14 protein-coding genes, 3 tRNA genes and 1 pseudogene are annotated in these 12,878 nt (G+C 62.4%); 12 read left to right on the forward strand and 6 right to left on the reverse strand.

Going from position 1 to position 12,878, the window contains the following annotated elements; all coding sequences use genetic code 11:
* The first annotated feature begins 50 nt into the window (after positions 1 to 50).
* The 3 genes from X771_RS149710 to X771_RS149700 all read left to right on the forward strand — a co-directional run bounded on the left by X771_RS149710 (position 51) and on the right by X771_RS149700 (position 2,931).
* Positions 51 to 1,478 (forward strand): amidase, encoded by a 1,428-nt coding sequence (locus tag X771_RS149710; RefSeq protein WP_023688399.1) that lies wholly within the window; start codon positions 51 to 53, stop codon positions 1,476 to 1,478.
* Between the two features lie 69 nt (positions 1,479 to 1,547).
* Positions 1,548 to 2,237, forward strand: a complete 690-nt coding sequence (locus X771_RS149705) for a TetR/AcrR family transcriptional regulator (protein WP_023688400.1) — start codon at positions 1,548 to 1,550, stop codon at positions 2,235 to 2,237.
* A 166-nt stretch (positions 2,238 to 2,403) separates the two neighbouring features.
* Positions 2,404 to 2,931, forward strand: coding sequence for a DUF2569 family protein (locus X771_RS149700; RefSeq protein WP_245260196.1), 528 nt, complete (start codon positions 2,404 to 2,406; stop codon positions 2,929 to 2,931).
* A gap of 126 nt (positions 2,932 to 3,057) precedes the next feature.
* On the opposite strand, the gene X771_RS149695 is transcribed toward X771_RS149700, so the two are convergent.
* A tRNA-Thr gene (locus X771_RS149695) sits at positions 3,058 to 3,133 on the reverse strand.
* 158 nt (positions 3,134 to 3,291) lie between these two features.
* On the opposite strand from X771_RS149695, the gene X771_RS149690 reads away from it, so the two are divergent.
* The 3 genes from X771_RS149690 (at position 3,292) to X771_RS149680 (ending at position 4,315) form a co-directional block, all read left to right on the forward strand.
* Positions 3,292 to 3,474, forward strand: a complete 183-nt coding sequence (locus X771_RS149690) for a hypothetical protein (protein ID WP_023667458.1) — start codon at positions 3,292 to 3,294, stop codon at positions 3,472 to 3,474.
* A 120-nt stretch (positions 3,475 to 3,594) separates the two neighbouring features.
* Positions 3,595 to 3,804, forward strand: a complete 210-nt coding sequence (locus X771_RS149685) for a hypothetical protein (RefSeq protein WP_023688402.1) — start codon at positions 3,595 to 3,597, stop codon at positions 3,802 to 3,804.
* 202 nt (positions 3,805 to 4,006) lie between these two features.
* Positions 4,007 to 4,315, forward strand: a complete 309-nt coding sequence (locus X771_RS149680) for a BA14K family protein (RefSeq protein ID WP_023667455.1) — start codon at positions 4,007 to 4,009, stop codon at positions 4,313 to 4,315.
* Between the two features lie 74 nt (positions 4,316 to 4,389).
* Here X771_RS149680 and X771_RS149675 read toward each other — a convergent pair whose 3' ends face one another.
* Positions 4,390 to 4,758 (reverse strand): hypothetical protein, encoded by a 369-nt coding sequence (locus X771_RS149675; protein ID WP_245261846.1) that lies wholly within the window; start codon positions 4,756 to 4,758, stop codon positions 4,390 to 4,392.
* Between the two features lie 47 nt (positions 4,759 to 4,805).
* A complete protein-coding gene (gene bhcR, locus X771_RS149670) occupies positions 4,806 to 5,624 on the reverse strand; it encodes an HTH-type transcriptional regulator BhcR (protein WP_023688405.1) in 819 nt (272 codons plus the stop codon).
* A 203-nt stretch (positions 5,625 to 5,827) separates the two neighbouring features.
* On the opposite strand from bhcR, the pseudogene gcl reads away from it, so the two are divergent.
* The 3 genes and pseudogenes from gcl to X771_RS149660 all read left to right on the forward strand — a co-directional run bounded on the left by gcl (position 5,828) and on the right by X771_RS149660 (position 9,691).
* Positions 5,828 to 7,619: pseudogene (gcl, locus tag X771_RS01000000165050) on the forward strand (glyoxylate carboligase).
* Between the two features lie 168 nt (positions 7,620 to 7,787).
* Positions 7,788 to 8,585: a hydroxypyruvate isomerase gene (hyi, locus tag X771_RS149665; RefSeq protein ID WP_023688406.1), complete on the forward strand. Its 798-nt coding sequence runs from the start codon at positions 7,788 to 7,790 to the stop codon at positions 8,583 to 8,585.
* A gap of 218 nt (positions 8,586 to 8,803) precedes the next feature.
* Positions 8,804 to 9,691, forward strand: a complete 888-nt coding sequence (locus X771_RS149660) for a 2-hydroxy-3-oxopropionate reductase (RefSeq protein WP_023688407.1) — start codon at positions 8,804 to 8,806, stop codon at positions 9,689 to 9,691.
* Between the two features lie 52 nt (positions 9,692 to 9,743).
* On the opposite strand, the gene X771_RS149655 is transcribed toward X771_RS149660, so the two are convergent.
* Positions 9,744 to 10,595: an RNA methyltransferase gene (locus X771_RS149655; protein ID WP_023688408.1), complete on the reverse strand. Its 852-nt coding sequence runs from the start codon at positions 10,593 to 10,595 to the stop codon at positions 9,744 to 9,746.
* 210 nt (positions 10,596 to 10,805) lie between these two features.
* Here X771_RS149655 and X771_RS149650 point away from each other — a divergent pair.
* Positions 10,806 to 10,890 (forward strand) — tRNA-Tyr (locus tag X771_RS149650).
* 28 nt (positions 10,891 to 10,918) lie between these two features.
* A tRNA-Gly gene (locus X771_RS149645) sits at positions 10,919 to 10,992 on the forward strand.
* 16 nt (positions 10,993 to 11,008) lie between these two features.
* Here the strand turns inward: X771_RS149645 and X771_RS149640 are convergent.
* The gene (locus tag X771_RS149640; RefSeq protein WP_023688409.1) at positions 11,009 to 11,398 is read right to left on the reverse strand and encodes a VOC family protein; all 390 of its coding nucleotides are present in this window, start codon (positions 11,396 to 11,398) and stop codon (positions 11,009 to 11,011) included.
* A gap of 98 nt (positions 11,399 to 11,496) precedes the next feature.
* Between X771_RS149640 and X771_RS149635 the strand changes: the two genes are divergently transcribed.
* Entirely contained in the window at positions 11,497 to 12,384 is an 888-nt protein-coding gene (locus X771_RS149635; RefSeq protein WP_023688410.1) for a helix-turn-helix transcriptional regulator, read from the forward strand.
* Here the strand turns inward: X771_RS149635 and X771_RS149630 are convergent.
* Positions 12,381 to 12,857, reverse strand: a complete 477-nt coding sequence (locus tag X771_RS149630) for a YidB family protein (RefSeq protein WP_023667447.1) — start codon at positions 12,855 to 12,857, stop codon at positions 12,381 to 12,383. The genes X771_RS149635 and X771_RS149630 overlap by 4 nt on opposite strands.
* Positions 12,858 to 12,878 lie beyond the last annotated feature (21 nt).

Below are 12,878 nucleotides of genomic sequence, written 5' to 3' on the forward strand. Positions count from 1 at the left end.
TCGGCCATCCCCAATGCCAGATGCCGTAAAGCCGCCGCGGGAGATTTTTTATGTCCGATCTCGACCTTTGCTACATGCCGGCCAGCGAGGCGTTGCGGCTGTTCAAGGCGAAGAAACTGTCGCCTCTGGAACTGATGCAGGCCACCATCCGCCGCGCCGAGGCAACCAAGGCGACGATCAACTGCCTCACCTTCACGCATTTCGACGAGGCGATGGATCTCGCCAGAAAAGCCGAGGCGAAATACGCCAGAGGCGCCAGGACCGGCGCGCTCGAGGGCCTGCCGATCGGCATCAAGGATGAGAGCTACATCAAGGGCAAGCCGACCTCGCATGGCTCGCTGCTGTCCGGGGACGCCATTGGCGGCCATACCTCGACCATGAACGAGCGTGTCATGAAGGCCGGCGGCATCGTCCACGCCCGCACCGCGACGCCCGAATTCAGCTGCGCCGGTTATACCTGGTCGAAGCGCTGGGGCGTCACGCGCAACCCCTGGAACCCGGATTTCACGCCGGGCGGTTCGTCGGGCGGTTCGGCGGCAACGCTGGCCTCCGGCACGTCGTCGATCGCAACCGGCTCGGACATAGCGGGCTCAATCCGCATCCCTGCCTCGGCCTGCGGCCTGGTCGGCTTCAAGCCGCCTTACGGCCGCAATCCCGATGAGCCGCCGTTCAATCTCGATTTTTTCTGCCACACCGGGCCCTTGGCCCGAAACGTCGGGGATGCGATCCTGCTGCAGAACGTCATGGCCGGGCCGAGCCCGCTCGACATCGCCACGCTGCGCCCGAAACTGCGCCTGCCGCTCGACTACAAGCCGATCAAGGGTTGGAAGATCGCATTCTCCATGGATCTCGGGTCCTTCGAGGTGGATGCGGACGTGCGCAAGAACACGCTCGCTGCCTGCGATGTGTTCCGCTCGCTCGGCGCCACCGTCGAGGAGGTGGACCTCGGCTGGGGCGACGAGGTGCTCAAGGCCGGCATGGCCTATCTCGAACATCTCTTCGGCGCCTCGCTGTCGCCGCTGCTCGCCAAGAACGGCAAGGACATGACCAGCTATGCCAGGCAGTTCGCGCAGGACGGGCAGAAGTCGAAGGCGACGGATTTTGTCGCGACGCTCGATGTGGCGGCCAGGATGTACCTGACGCTGGGGCCTTTGCTGGAAAAATACGACGTGCTGATCTGCCCGACCAATGCGCTTCCCGCAGTGCCGGCGGAATTCGATCAGACCAAAGGCAAGGTCGAGATCAATGGACGAGAGGTGAACCCGTCGCTGGGCTGGGTGATGACGACGCCGTTCAACATGCTGAGCCGCTGCCCGGTTCTGTCGATCCCGTCGGGCCGCGCCGCCAACGGCGTGCCGACAGGCATCCAGATTGTCGGCCGCACCTATAGCGACGCTGACGTGTTCCGGGCGGGTATGGCCTATGAGACGGCTCGTGGTCAGTGGTACACGAATGCCGGGACACGCCCGGCGCTGTGAGTCCGCAGGGCGCCGGCATGCCAAGGCAGCGGCGGGATGTTTCGGCCGCCGGGGAAAGGCCTGACGACAATGGCGCAACGCATAGCCACTCCGGATGCGGGAAAAAGCAAGGCGGCCAAGGGTGCGGCGAACGACGCCGCGCCCAAGGACCGCCGGCGCGAGCGCGGCGAAGCGAGCGTCCAGCGCATCATCGACGCCACCATCGAGCTCATCGCGGAGGAGGGGCTGGCCAGCGTCACCATGCAGCGCATTGCCGAGCATGTCGGCTCGTCCAACGCACTGGTGGTCTTTCATTTTCGCAGCAAGGAGAACCTGTTCCGGGCCGTCCTGCAATATCTCAGCGACCAATATGACGCGCTGTGGCTGACGCTGGTGCGGGCGCCCGGCCTGTCGCCGGTCGAGCGGGTGTTGGGCGCGGTCGATTGCGCGCAGCGCTTTGCCCGGCAGCATCCGAAATGGGTCTCGGTCTTCGTCGTGTTTTCCAGCGACCGCAAGAGCATGCAGATCTACAATGAAATCGGCCTGCCGAGCGATCTCGCCTACACGGCCGAAGCGCGCGAGCTGCTGATCGAGATTTCACGCAGCGGCGGTTACACCGGCGTCGACATAGACACGCTGTCGGAGAGCCTGAACTATCTGGTGCATGGCGCCTGGTATTGGGACCATCTCAACCCGTCCAGCCGCGACACCGACGTGCTGCGCAAGACCATGCTGCTCCTGCTGCACCAGGCCTTTCCGCGGCATTTTGACTTGGGGTGAGATGCGGCCATTGCGAGCGACGAAAGCGTCCTCTGCAAACCTAAACCCGAAAATCTCTACGATGCCTTGATCTCTGTAAAAACGCTTGCACAATCCAGAGGTGCGAGCTAAACAACCCAGGGATGTATTCGAGGGTGGGTAAATGTGGCATTGGGCGATACTTCTGTTGCTGATTGGCGTGCCGGTTTTCTTCGCCGTCCGGTCGTCGCGCAAATCGTCACAGAGCCCAGATGACCTCGTGGGGTTCGGCGGCTGGCTGATCCTGCTGGCGATCAGCCTGTCCCTTTCGCCGTTGCGCACACTTGTCGATATGGCCAGTCTGGTCAAAACCTACCAACAGCTTGTTACAGTGCCCAACGGGGCCTTGGCCATCTATGGCGAGGCAGCCCTCAATCTGGCATTTCTGGTGCTTCAGCTGGTCGTGCTTGTTTCGATGCTGCGGCGAAGCCACCGCTTTCCGCAGCTGTTCATATGTCTGTGGTTCGCGATCCCTCTCTTATTCGTACTGGACACAGTTTGGATATCGACTGTTCTGGGTGTCCCGGTAAACCGTTTGCTTGCCGGAGGAGCTCTGGTTACACCTTTGGCATCCTTCATAGTCACAGGGATCTGGGCCGCCTACGTCTACAGGTCGGTTAGGGTGAGGAACACGTTCGGCGATACGGCAGCCATACAGGCTGCCACATTTTCCTAGAAGGTCCGACGGCTGCGAGTTGGCCTGATGTCGTGCTGCCAGCTCCGCCGAATAGAACCGTCGGCAGTCCTCCTTCGACTAACGAGCTTCGAGTGGCCTGCCACCCGAAGCTCGAAGAGCGAAGGGTGGTGCCCCCGGACGGAATCGAACCGCCGACCTTCGGTTTACAAAACCGCTGCTCTACCAGCTGAGCTACAAGGGCACGGCGCTCCGGTTAGCATATTTCGTGCGCCAGTAAAGACAAAACTCCGTTTTCGATCGCTAATGGACCCCGCCGAGGTGGGCGGGCCGCCATGCTGAAAACCGCCAATGCGATCCCTACATATCTCTCAGGTGCAAACGCATCGAACGGGGTGTCGCATGATCAGACTTGTCATCATCCTGCCGCTTGTCGTCATTGCCTGGCTGCTTGCGGTAAAGCTCATCAGGGACGTGAAGAGCGCCAATGTCGACTGGACCGGCATCGCCGCCATCGTCGGTTTTATCGCGATGGCGTTTTGGCTGCGGCATGTGACTGGGATGGGGATGAATGGTGAATGGTGAATGGGCGAACGCCTTTCGGACCATTGACTACTCACTACTCGCTCAAAACCTCGAACCTTTCACCACGTCACCGCGACTGATCTCCAGAGGCGAATGGTCGCCTCGATCAAGGAGATCATCATGTTGAAGCGCAGTCTTACTTCGGGCCTGGTCGCCATCTTCGTCGCCACCGGCGCGCTCGCCGGTACCGTGCAGTCGTCCTCCGCTCACAGCCATCATCACCACCATCACAAGCACCACGACAAGCCCTCTTGGTGGTGGAACCATCAACACAAGCACCATCACCACAAGCATCATCATCACCACGGCAAGGTGATCATCTTCCTTTGAGCGAGACGACCTGCCTCGCGGAAGGGCGGCTTCGGCCGCCCTTTTTTGCGTTGAGCGCTCGATCGATCAGATCTTGGTTTCCATCGGCTGATTTCCGGCCTTCAGGAAAATCCCAAATTCTTTCGAACCTTTTTCCGCGCCGAAACGACAGATGATCAAGAGGCGGATGGATCGCCTCTCGCAACGAAACAAGGAGATCGTCATGTTCACGCGCAAAATCGCTTCTGCCCTCATCGCCAGCACCGTCGCCGCCACCTCGCTGGTCGGCACCGTCCAGCCCTCGGCCGCCCACAGCCATCACCACAACCGCGAAATCGGCATCGGCATCGCCGCCGGCGTCGGCGGCTTCGTGCTCGGCAGCCTGCTCAACCAGCAGCCCCGCACCGTCTATGTCGACGACGAGGGTGGTTCCTGGCACGTCCGCCGCTGCGCCAATCGCTACGCCAGCTACGATCCGTACTCCGACACCTATGTCGGCTATGACGGCTACCGCCACTATTGCCGCCTCTAAGAGGAGGCTCCCCACAAGAAGGAGGGGCTGTACGCAGCCCCTCTTTCCTACATTTGAGCGCGTGGCAGTGTCAGCTACGGTTTGGAGATCGGTAATCCGGCTGCATGGCAGGTGCCGACAACACCACCGCTCGCATTCAGCGATTGATCGCCCATGGCGATGAGTTCGAAGCTGCTTCCTTCATCCGGATAGATCTTGGCGGCGAACGGTTGGTCTGTTGTATGACCACCGGACGATGACTTCGCGGCGACATGGCCGCAGACCACGATTTCCCGGCGGCCGTTGAGCGTCCGCTCGCCGGCGCGCATCGTCCCGAATTTGGCGGATACAGGATCCTGCAAATGCTGGCGAATGCCGATCGTGATTGTCTCCTCCAAAGCGAGCGAGATCGGAATCTCGCTGACTTGCTGGGAGACAGGGGCGGGTTCGGGCGCCGTCGCCACGCATCCGCACAGTGAAGCGGCGAGCAAAAGCTGAAGCGTTCTCCGCATTATAATCGGAACCCGCCGATCATCCTCGTCACCTCAGCGGCGGCGTCGCGCACCAGCGGCCCGATCTCGTCCAGCCGCTCCATCGTCACCCGCACCGTCGGTCCGGAGACCGAGACACCGCCGATCGGCTCGCCGAACTCGTTGAAAATGGCGGCGGCCACGCAGCGCATGCCGGGATGCCGCTCCTCGTCGTCGACCGACCAGCCACGGTGCTTGATGACAGCCAGGTCATGGGCCAGCGCCGAAATGTCGGACAGCGTCTTGTCGGTGAAGTGCTGCAGGCCCGACTTGCGCAGGATGGCGGCGACGCGTTCCGGCTCGAGCTGCGCCAGCACCGCCTTGCCGATGCCCGAGGCATGGAAAGAGCTGCGCGTGCCCGGGCGGAAGAAGGCGCGGATCGCCTGATGGGTCTCGACCTGGCTGACGAAAACGACGCAATCGTCCTCGGCGACGCCGAGATTGGCGGTTTCACCGGTCTTCTCCATCAATTCCTGCATGACCACGCGGGCCCGGTCGACAAGCTTGCGGCGGCGCAGGAAGGCGGCACCCATGCGGTAGGTCTCGACGCCGATCGACCACAGCTGGTCCGATGTATCGAACTCGACCATGCCGTGGTTCTGCAGCGTCGTCAGCATGCGGTAGGCGGTGGACGCCGCGAGCTCGCTACGCGCCGAAATCTCGCTCAGCGACAGGCCGCTGCCTTCAGCGACGATGGCCAGGATGCGCAAGGCCCGGTCCAGCGACTGTACAGAACCGGCCTCGGACGGACCGTTGAAAGCGCGCGGCCGGCCGCGCTGGCGTTTTTCGCTGGTTTCCATGGCGGCATTGTCGCCGGTTTCGCCGAAATCGCAATGAAAAACTTTTTCACAGATTCTGGTGCCCGGATTCATGAAAAACGGAAAAGCCAGCGAAATCAGTTGACAGGAGCCGTTTTCTAGAAATGAAAAATTATTCTGAAAAAATTGAAAAATGAAAACCATACTGGCATTGTCGGTCGACCAACAATTTGCGGAGGCTGGACATGGCCAGGATGCGCGCTGTAGATGCAGCGGTTCTCGTTCTCGAAAAGGAAGGCGTTTCCTGCGGCTTCGGCGTGCCGGGCGCGGCGATCAATCCGTTCTATTCGGCGCTGAAGGCGAGGGGCTCGATCCGCCACATCCTGGCGCGCCATGTCGAGGCGGCCTCGCATATGGCCGAGGGCTACACGAGAGCTAAATCAGGCAATATCGGGCTGTGCATCGGCACGTCGGGCCCGGCCGGCACCGACATGGTCACCGGGCTCTATTCGGCGGCGGCGGACTCCATCCCGATCCTGTGCATCACTGGTCAGGCGCCGCGGGCACGGCTCAACAAGGAGGATTTCCAGGCGGTCGATATCGCCGCCATAGCCGCACCCGTCGCCAAATGGGCGGTCACGGTCATGGAGCCCTATCTCGTGCCGATGGCGCTGCAGAAGGCATTTCACCTGATGCGCTCGTCGCGACCGGGCCCGGTGCTCATCGACCTGCCGGTCGACGTGCAATTGGCCGAGATCGAATTCGATATCGATGCCTATGAACCGCTGGTCCCGTTCAAGCCGGCAATGTCGCGCGCCCAGGCCGAAAAGGCCTTGGCGATGCTCAATGCCGCGGAAAAGCCGCTGATCGTCGCCGGCGGCGGCATCATCAACGCCGATGCGTCGGATCTGTTGATCGAATTTGCCGAGATAACGGGCGTGCCGGTCATCCCGACGCTAATGGGCTGGGGCGCGATCCCCGACGATCACCGGCTGATGGCCGGCATGTGCGGGCTGCAGACCTCGCATCGCTACGGCAATGCGACGATGTTGGAAGCCGATTTCGTCTTTGGCATCGGCAATCGCTGGGCCAACCGCCACACCGGTTCGGTCGATGTCTACACCAAGGGCAAGAAATTCATCCATGTCGACATCGAACCGACCCAGATCGGCCGGGTGTTCGCGCCGGATCTCGGCGTCGTCTCGGACGCCGGTGCGGCACTAAAGATGCTGCTCGACGTCGCCACCGAATGGAAGACGGCAGGAAAGCTGCGCGACTGGTCGGGCTGGGCGAAGGAATGCCAGACCCNGCCAGACCCGCAAGAAGACGATGAAGCGCAAGACGCATTTCGAGCAGGTGCCGCTGAAGCCGCAGCGCGTCTATGAGGAGATGAACAAGTCGTTCGGCCGTGACACCACCTACGTCACCACGATCGGCCTCTCGCAGATCGCCGGGGCGCAGTTCCTGCATGTCTACAAGCCGCGCAACTGGATCAATTGCGGCCAGGCCGGCCCGCTCGGCTGGACGCTGCCGGCAGCGCTTGGCGTGCGCGCCGCCGATCCGGATCGCACCATCGTGGCGCTGTCGGGCGACTACGACTTCCAGTTCATGATCGAGGAACTGGCGGCCGGCGCACAGCACAAACTGCCGTATATCCATGTCGTCGTGAACAATGCCTATCTCGGCCTGATCCGCCAGGCGCAGCGCGGTTTTGCGATGGATTTCGAGGTGAGCCTGGCCTTCGAGAACGTCAACCGCGCCAACGATCCGGAGGCCGGCTACGGCGTCGACCATGTCGCGGTCGCAGAAGCGATGGGCTGCAAGGCGGTCCGGGTGCGCAAACCGGAAGAGTTCGCCGGCGCGTTCAAGGAAGCGCAGCGGCTGATGAAGGAATACCAGGTGCCGGTGGTGCTCGAATTCATCCTCGAGCGCGTCACCAACATTTCCATGGGCACGGAAATCGACAAGATCACCGAATTCGAGGACCTTGCCGAAAGCCATGAGGATGCGCCGACGGCGATTGTGTTGCTCGATTAGGCGCGCCGATATTCAGGTGAGACAGGCCTGCAAACGGCGCCTTCCTGCGCTTCCGGTGCTCACGTACAGAAAGTACGTTCCGCTCCGGTTCTCGAAAGTCACCGTTTTCGACTCTGCCCGACCTGAATCTCAACACGCCTAGGGCCAAGCAGAAGAAGGAGAAAAAGAATGCCGCGTTTTTCAGCCAATCTGTCGATGCTCTTTGGCGAGCATGAGTTCCTCGATCGTTTCGATGCCGCAGCCCGCGCCGGCTTCAAGGGCGTCGAATATATCGGCCCCTATGATCATACGCCTGACGTGGTCGCGGCCCGGCTGAAGAAGAACGGCCTGAACCAGGTGCTTTTCAACCTGCCGGCCGGCGACTGGGGCAAGGGTGAGCGCGGCATCGCGGTGCTACCCGACCGCGTGCCGGAATTCCGGCAAGGCATCGCCAAGGCGATCAGCTATGCCCATGCGCTGGGCTGCGAGCAGGTCAATTGCCTCGCCGGCATCGCGCCGCAGGGTGTCGATCATTCGGTGCTGGAAAATACCTTTGCCGAAAACCTGGCGTTTGCAGCCGAGAAACTGGAGCAGGCCGGCATCCGGCTTTTGATCGAGCCGATCAACACGCGCGATATCCCGGGCTTCTTCCTGAACTATTCGAACCATGCGCTGGCGATGATCGACCGCGTCGGCTCGAAGAACCTGTTCCTGCAATACGACATCTATCACATGCAGATCATGGAGGGGGATCTCGCCCGTACCATCGAGGCCAACCTCGGCCGCATCGCGCATATCCAGCTTGCGGACAATCCCGGCCGTCACGAGCCGGGGACGGGCGAGATCAATTATCCCTTCCTCTACGAGCATATCGACAGGATCGGCTATTCCGGCTGGGTCGGAGCGGAATACAAACCGAAGGCGGGGACGGAGGCTGGGCTGGGGTGGTTTCGGGAGCTTAACGGGCAGGGGAGTGCCGCGGCTTAGCTGTTACGATTGAAGTCGCGTTCCTTCGCGCCCCCCTCTGGCCTGCCGGCCATCTCCCCCACAGGTGGGAAGATCGGACGTCATCCCGGCTTTCGTCAATTCCCAACATTGCAGGGTGAGCGAGGCGCCGGAACTGCCAATCTCCCCACAAGTGGGGGAGATGGCCGGCAGGCCAGAGGGGGGCGCGAAGGAACTCAGCCTCAACGAAGGAGACAACAATGGAAACCATCGGCTTCATCGGCCTTGGCATCATGGGCGCGCCGATGGCGGGGCATCTCCTGGATGCCGGCTACGCCGTCATTGCCAGCGACCACCGCTCGAAGCCGCCGGCCGATCTCGTCGCCAAGGGCTTGAGAAGCATCACCGGCCACGCGGCAGTGGCGAAGGCCGCGGATATCATCATCACCATGGTTCCCGACACCCCGCAGGTAGCCGAGGTGCTGTTCGGCGAGAACGGTGTCGCTTCCGGCCTGAGCAAGGGCAAGCTGGTCATCGACATGAGCTCGATCTCGCCGATCGAGACCAAGGTTTTCGCCAAGAAAATCAACGATCTCGGCTGCGACTATCTTGACGCGCCGGTGTCGGGCGGCGAGGTCGGCGCAAAGGCGGCGTCGCTGACCATCATGGTCGGCGGCGAGGACAAGGCGTTCGAGCGCGCCAAGCCCGTGTTCGAAAAGATGGGCAAGAACATCACGCTTGTCGGCCCGAACGGCGTCGGCCAGACCACCAAGGTTGCCAACCAGATCGTCGTGGCCCTGACCATCGAGGCGGTCGCCGAGGCGCTGGTCTTTGCCGCAAAAGCCGGCGCCGACCCCGCCAAGGTCCGGCAGGCGCTGATGGGCGGGCTGGCGGCATCGCGCATCCTCGAGGTGCATGGCGAGCGCATGATAAAGCGCGCCTTCGCGCCGGGCTTCCGCATCGAACTGCACCAGAAGGATCTCAATCTGGCGCTGGAAGGCGCCAAGGCACTCGGTGTCTCGCTGCCCAATACGTCGACGACGCAGCAGCTGTTCAACTCATGCTCGGCGAATGGCGGGGCAAAAGAGGATCACTCAGCGCTGGTTCGTGCGCTGGAGCGGATGGCGGGGCATGAAGTGGGTGAATAGTGAATGGTGAATAGTTGCGGTAAGAACGCTTTTCCATTCACTATTTCACCATTCACCCTCCAAGGAATTTCCGTGCCGCATAAAGGCTCACCGCCGCCGCATTCGACACGTTGAGCGAGCGGATGGCGCCGGGCATGTCGAGGCGGGCGAGCGTGGTCACCGTCTCGCGCGTCTTCTGGCGCAGGCCCTTGCCTTCGGCGCCAAGCACCAGCGCGATCTTCTCGCCTGAAAAACCCGTTTCGAGTTCGGCCGGCCCGTCCGAATCGAGGCCGATGGTCTGGAAGCCGGCATCGTGCAGCTGTCCCAGCGCGTCGGCCAGGTTCTTCACCTCGATCTGGTCGATATGCTCCAGTGCGCCGGAGGCGGATTTGGCCAGCACGCCGGATTCCTGCGGGCTGTGGCGGGCCGTGGTGATCAGTGCGCCGGCGCCGAAGGCGACCGCCGAGCGCAATATGGCGCCGACATTGTGCGGGTCGGTGACCTGGTCGAGTACCAGCACCAGTTTCGTGTCGCCGAGCGTGTCGAGGCGTTTCGGCTTCAACGGTTCGGCTTCGATCAGCACGCCCTGATGCACGGCATCCGAACCCGTGATCTTGTCGATCTCCTTGGGCTCGACGAGTTCGGCCTTGAACGGCAAAGCGGCGAGGTCGGCGATCGCCAGCCGCTCGGCGGCATTGCGCGTCACCAGCATGTTACGGATCTTCCGCCGCGGATTGTCGAGCGCCGCGCGCACCGTATGCAGGCCATAGAGCCTGACCAGCCCGTCGGCGGCGTTTTCGCCCGGCGGCACCGGCTGGCGCGGCCGGAAGGCGGGCGCGCCGCCGGCCTTCTCGTCGCGATGGGCGCGGCGCAGCTTGGCGTAGTGGGTGTCTTTGGCGGTCTTGGACGTGTTGTCATTGCTCATGGCCGGCTTCTATAGCCGCGTCGCCGGGCCATGGATACAGGCAGAAAGCCGGCTTGCCGGGTGAGCTGTCAAAATCAGCGCATTTTGCCTTGCTGTGCGGTTGACACCCACTGGCCTTGCCGCCATAAGGCGCTTCGCTGATTTCGGACAAAACCCTGGTTTCGACCTGATCGGCGAGAATGCCTCGTTGCAAGGCTTCGACGGCAGGCTGGAGAGGTGCCCGAGTGGTTAAAGGGGACGGACTGTAAATCCGTTAGCTTAGCTTACGTTGGTTCGAATCCAACCCTCTCCACCACTGCCAGCCCGCGAACCTTGAGGACGATGCGGGTATAGCTCAGTGGTAGAGCAGCAGCCTTCCAAGCTGAATATGCGGGTTCGATTCCCGCTACCCGCTCCAAACTCCCCACTCCGCATCAGATCTCAGCGAATATCTCGACAACGTTGCCGTCCGGATCGCGGAAGAACACTGTCCTGTGGCCCCATTCCTGGTCGGTGAGCGGCAGGACCGGCTGCACGCCCTTGGCCTGAAGCGCCTCGGCGCAAGCAGCGACCATCTCCGGCGCCACCCGGAATGCCAGCTGAAGCGACAGCGCATCCCGCTGCTGCGGCGTGTCGTTGAACATCATGCCGAGGCTGGTCAAGGCCAGCGTGTTCGGGCCGACCCGATATTCGATCCACCTGTCGCCGAGTTCGCGCTGCAGATCAAATTCCATCACATCCCCGTAGAAGTGCCGCATGGCGGCCATGTCGCGGGCGAAGATGACGGTGTAGTCGATCTGACGGATTTCATTGAGCGCATTCATTGTCGAAGTCCCGTGGGCTGATGTTCGATCGCCCGCAACCTAGCTTTCCTTTAAAGTAGTACAAGACTATAGCTTATACTGGTATCGGAGGTGACTGCATGCCATACGACGGCCCACGGCACGATGAGCTTGCCCGCTTCCTGCGCGAGCGGCGGGACCGCTTGCCGCGGATCGATGGCGCCAATGGCCGCCGCCGGGCGCCGGGCCTCAGGCGCGAAGAGGTCGCCGCCGAGGCGGGGATCAGCACCACCTGGTACACCTGGCTCGAGCAGGGACGGGAGGTGAACGCGTCGCCGCAGGTGCTTCGCTCGCTGGCGCGGGTGCTGAGACTGAGCCGGTCGGAGCAGGCCTATCTCTTCCAATTGGCGCGGCCCGATCTCGATTGGCGAAACCGGCTCGGCGCGCAAGGCCTGCCCAGCGCGCCGTTGCTCAGCCTGCTCGACGGGCTGGCGCCGCACCCGGCATATGTCGTCAATCGCTACTGGCAGGTCGTCGCCTGTAACCATCCGGCGGCGGTGCTGCTTGGGGATTTCGAGACGGATGATGAGTGGTCCGGCAGCCTGCTCGCCCGGCTGTTTCTCGACCTGGAATGGCGGCAGCGCTTTGTCGACTGGCCGGAGGTTTCGCGCTCGGCGGCGGCGCAGTTCCGGCTTGCCACTGTCGCCATGACTCGCGATCCGGTGCTGGCTGCGCTGGTTTCGTCACTGGAAGCGGCAAGCGAAGCGTTCGCCACGTGCTGGAACAGCCGCGACATCGCCGAGCCACCGATCTGGCGGAAATCCATCCGGCACCCTGTCGCCGGCGCGATGTCCTTCGATTTCGCCACGCTGCAGCCGGGCGGCCGCGACAGTGATTTCTCGGTTTCCGTCTACACGCCGGTCGATGCGTCGACTGCCAGGCGGTTCGCCGCGCTGGTCGGAGCAACGCCCGACAGCCGCAAGGCGGTGCCGGGCGTGTTTGCGCGTGATGCAGGCGCAGAAGTCTAGCTGTTGAAAGCGGACGCGACCTGGTGTTGCTGCGGCACCTGTCCGTTCGGCGTCAGTCTGTCGACAATGCCGGGCAGGGCTGTGGACAATTGCTTGAGCAACTCCTGCTCGTCCAGTCCGGTCCTTTGCGCGATCTCTCGAATGACCTGCGGGCCGATCGCCTTGCCCAGATCATTGGCGTTGATCGGCTGGTTCTGCCCGGTGCCGACCCATGAGTCAGCAACATTGCCTTGGCCGGCATTCTTGAGCTTGTCGAGCAGTCCGCCCAGTCCGCCAAGCAGGCCGCCGTCGCCTGAGGCCGTGGTTCCGGTGGGGGCTGGCGTTTGAGGCTGGGCGGGCTCGCCCGTCTCTTCGGCACTCGTCTGTTCGGCGCTTCTGCCGCTCAGCATCTTTCCCACCAGCAGCGCGCCGAGCGCGATCATCAGCGGTTTGGTGATGTTGCCGCCGGGCACGGCGTTGTCAAAAAGTCCCATAGGTCAATCCTCCATAACGAC

This window comes from Mesorhizobium sp. LSJC269B00 (assembly GCF_000502815.1).
In the GTDB taxonomy this organism is placed as follows: Bacteria; Pseudomonadota; Alphaproteobacteria; order Rhizobiales; family Rhizobiaceae; genus Mesorhizobium.

What these genes read in the sequence shown, in the direction of transcription:
- X771_RS149710 (WP_023688399.1), top strand. Translation starts at nt 51, where the DNA reads ATGTCCGATCTCGACCTTTGCTACATGCCGGCCAGCGAGGCGTTGCGG.
- X771_RS149705 (WP_023688400.1), top strand. Translation starts at nt 1,548, where the DNA reads ATGGCGCAACGCATAGCCACTCCGGATGCGGGAAAAAGCAAGGCGGCC.
- X771_RS149690 (WP_023667458.1), top strand. Translation starts at nt 3,292, where the DNA reads ATGATCAGACTTGTCATCATCCTGCCGCTTGTCGTCATTGCCTGGCTG.
- X771_RS149685 (WP_023688402.1), top strand. Translation starts at nt 3,595, where the DNA reads ATGTTGAAGCGCAGTCTTACTTCGGGCCTGGTCGCCATCTTCGTCGCC.
- X771_RS149680 (WP_023667455.1), top strand. Translation starts at nt 4,007, where the DNA reads ATGTTCACGCGCAAAATCGCTTCTGCCCTCATCGCCAGCACCGTCGCC.
- bhcR (WP_023688405.1), bottom strand. Translation starts at nt 5,624, where the DNA reads ATGGAAACCAGCGAAAAACGCCAGCGCGGCCGGCCGCGCGCTTTCAAC.
- hyi (WP_023688406.1), top strand. Translation starts at nt 7,788, where the DNA reads ATGCCGCGTTTTTCAGCCAATCTGTCGATGCTCTTTGGCGAGCATGAG.
- X771_RS149660 (WP_023688407.1), top strand. Translation starts at nt 8,804, where the DNA reads ATGGAAACCATCGGCTTCATCGGCCTTGGCATCATGGGCGCGCCGATG.
- X771_RS149655 (WP_023688408.1), bottom strand. Translation starts at nt 10,595, where the DNA reads ATGAGCAATGACAACACGTCCAAGACCGCCAAAGACACCCACTACGCC.
- X771_RS149640 (WP_023688409.1), bottom strand. Translation starts at nt 11,398, where the DNA reads ATGAATGCGCTCAATGAAATCCGTCAGATCGACTACACCGTCATCTTC.
- X771_RS149635 (WP_023688410.1), top strand. Translation starts at nt 11,497, where the DNA reads ATGCCATACGACGGCCCACGGCACGATGAGCTTGCCCGCTTCCTGCGC.
- X771_RS149630 (WP_023667447.1), bottom strand. Translation starts at nt 12,857, where the DNA reads ATGGGACTTTTTGACAACGCCGTGCCCGGCGGCAACATCACCAAACCG.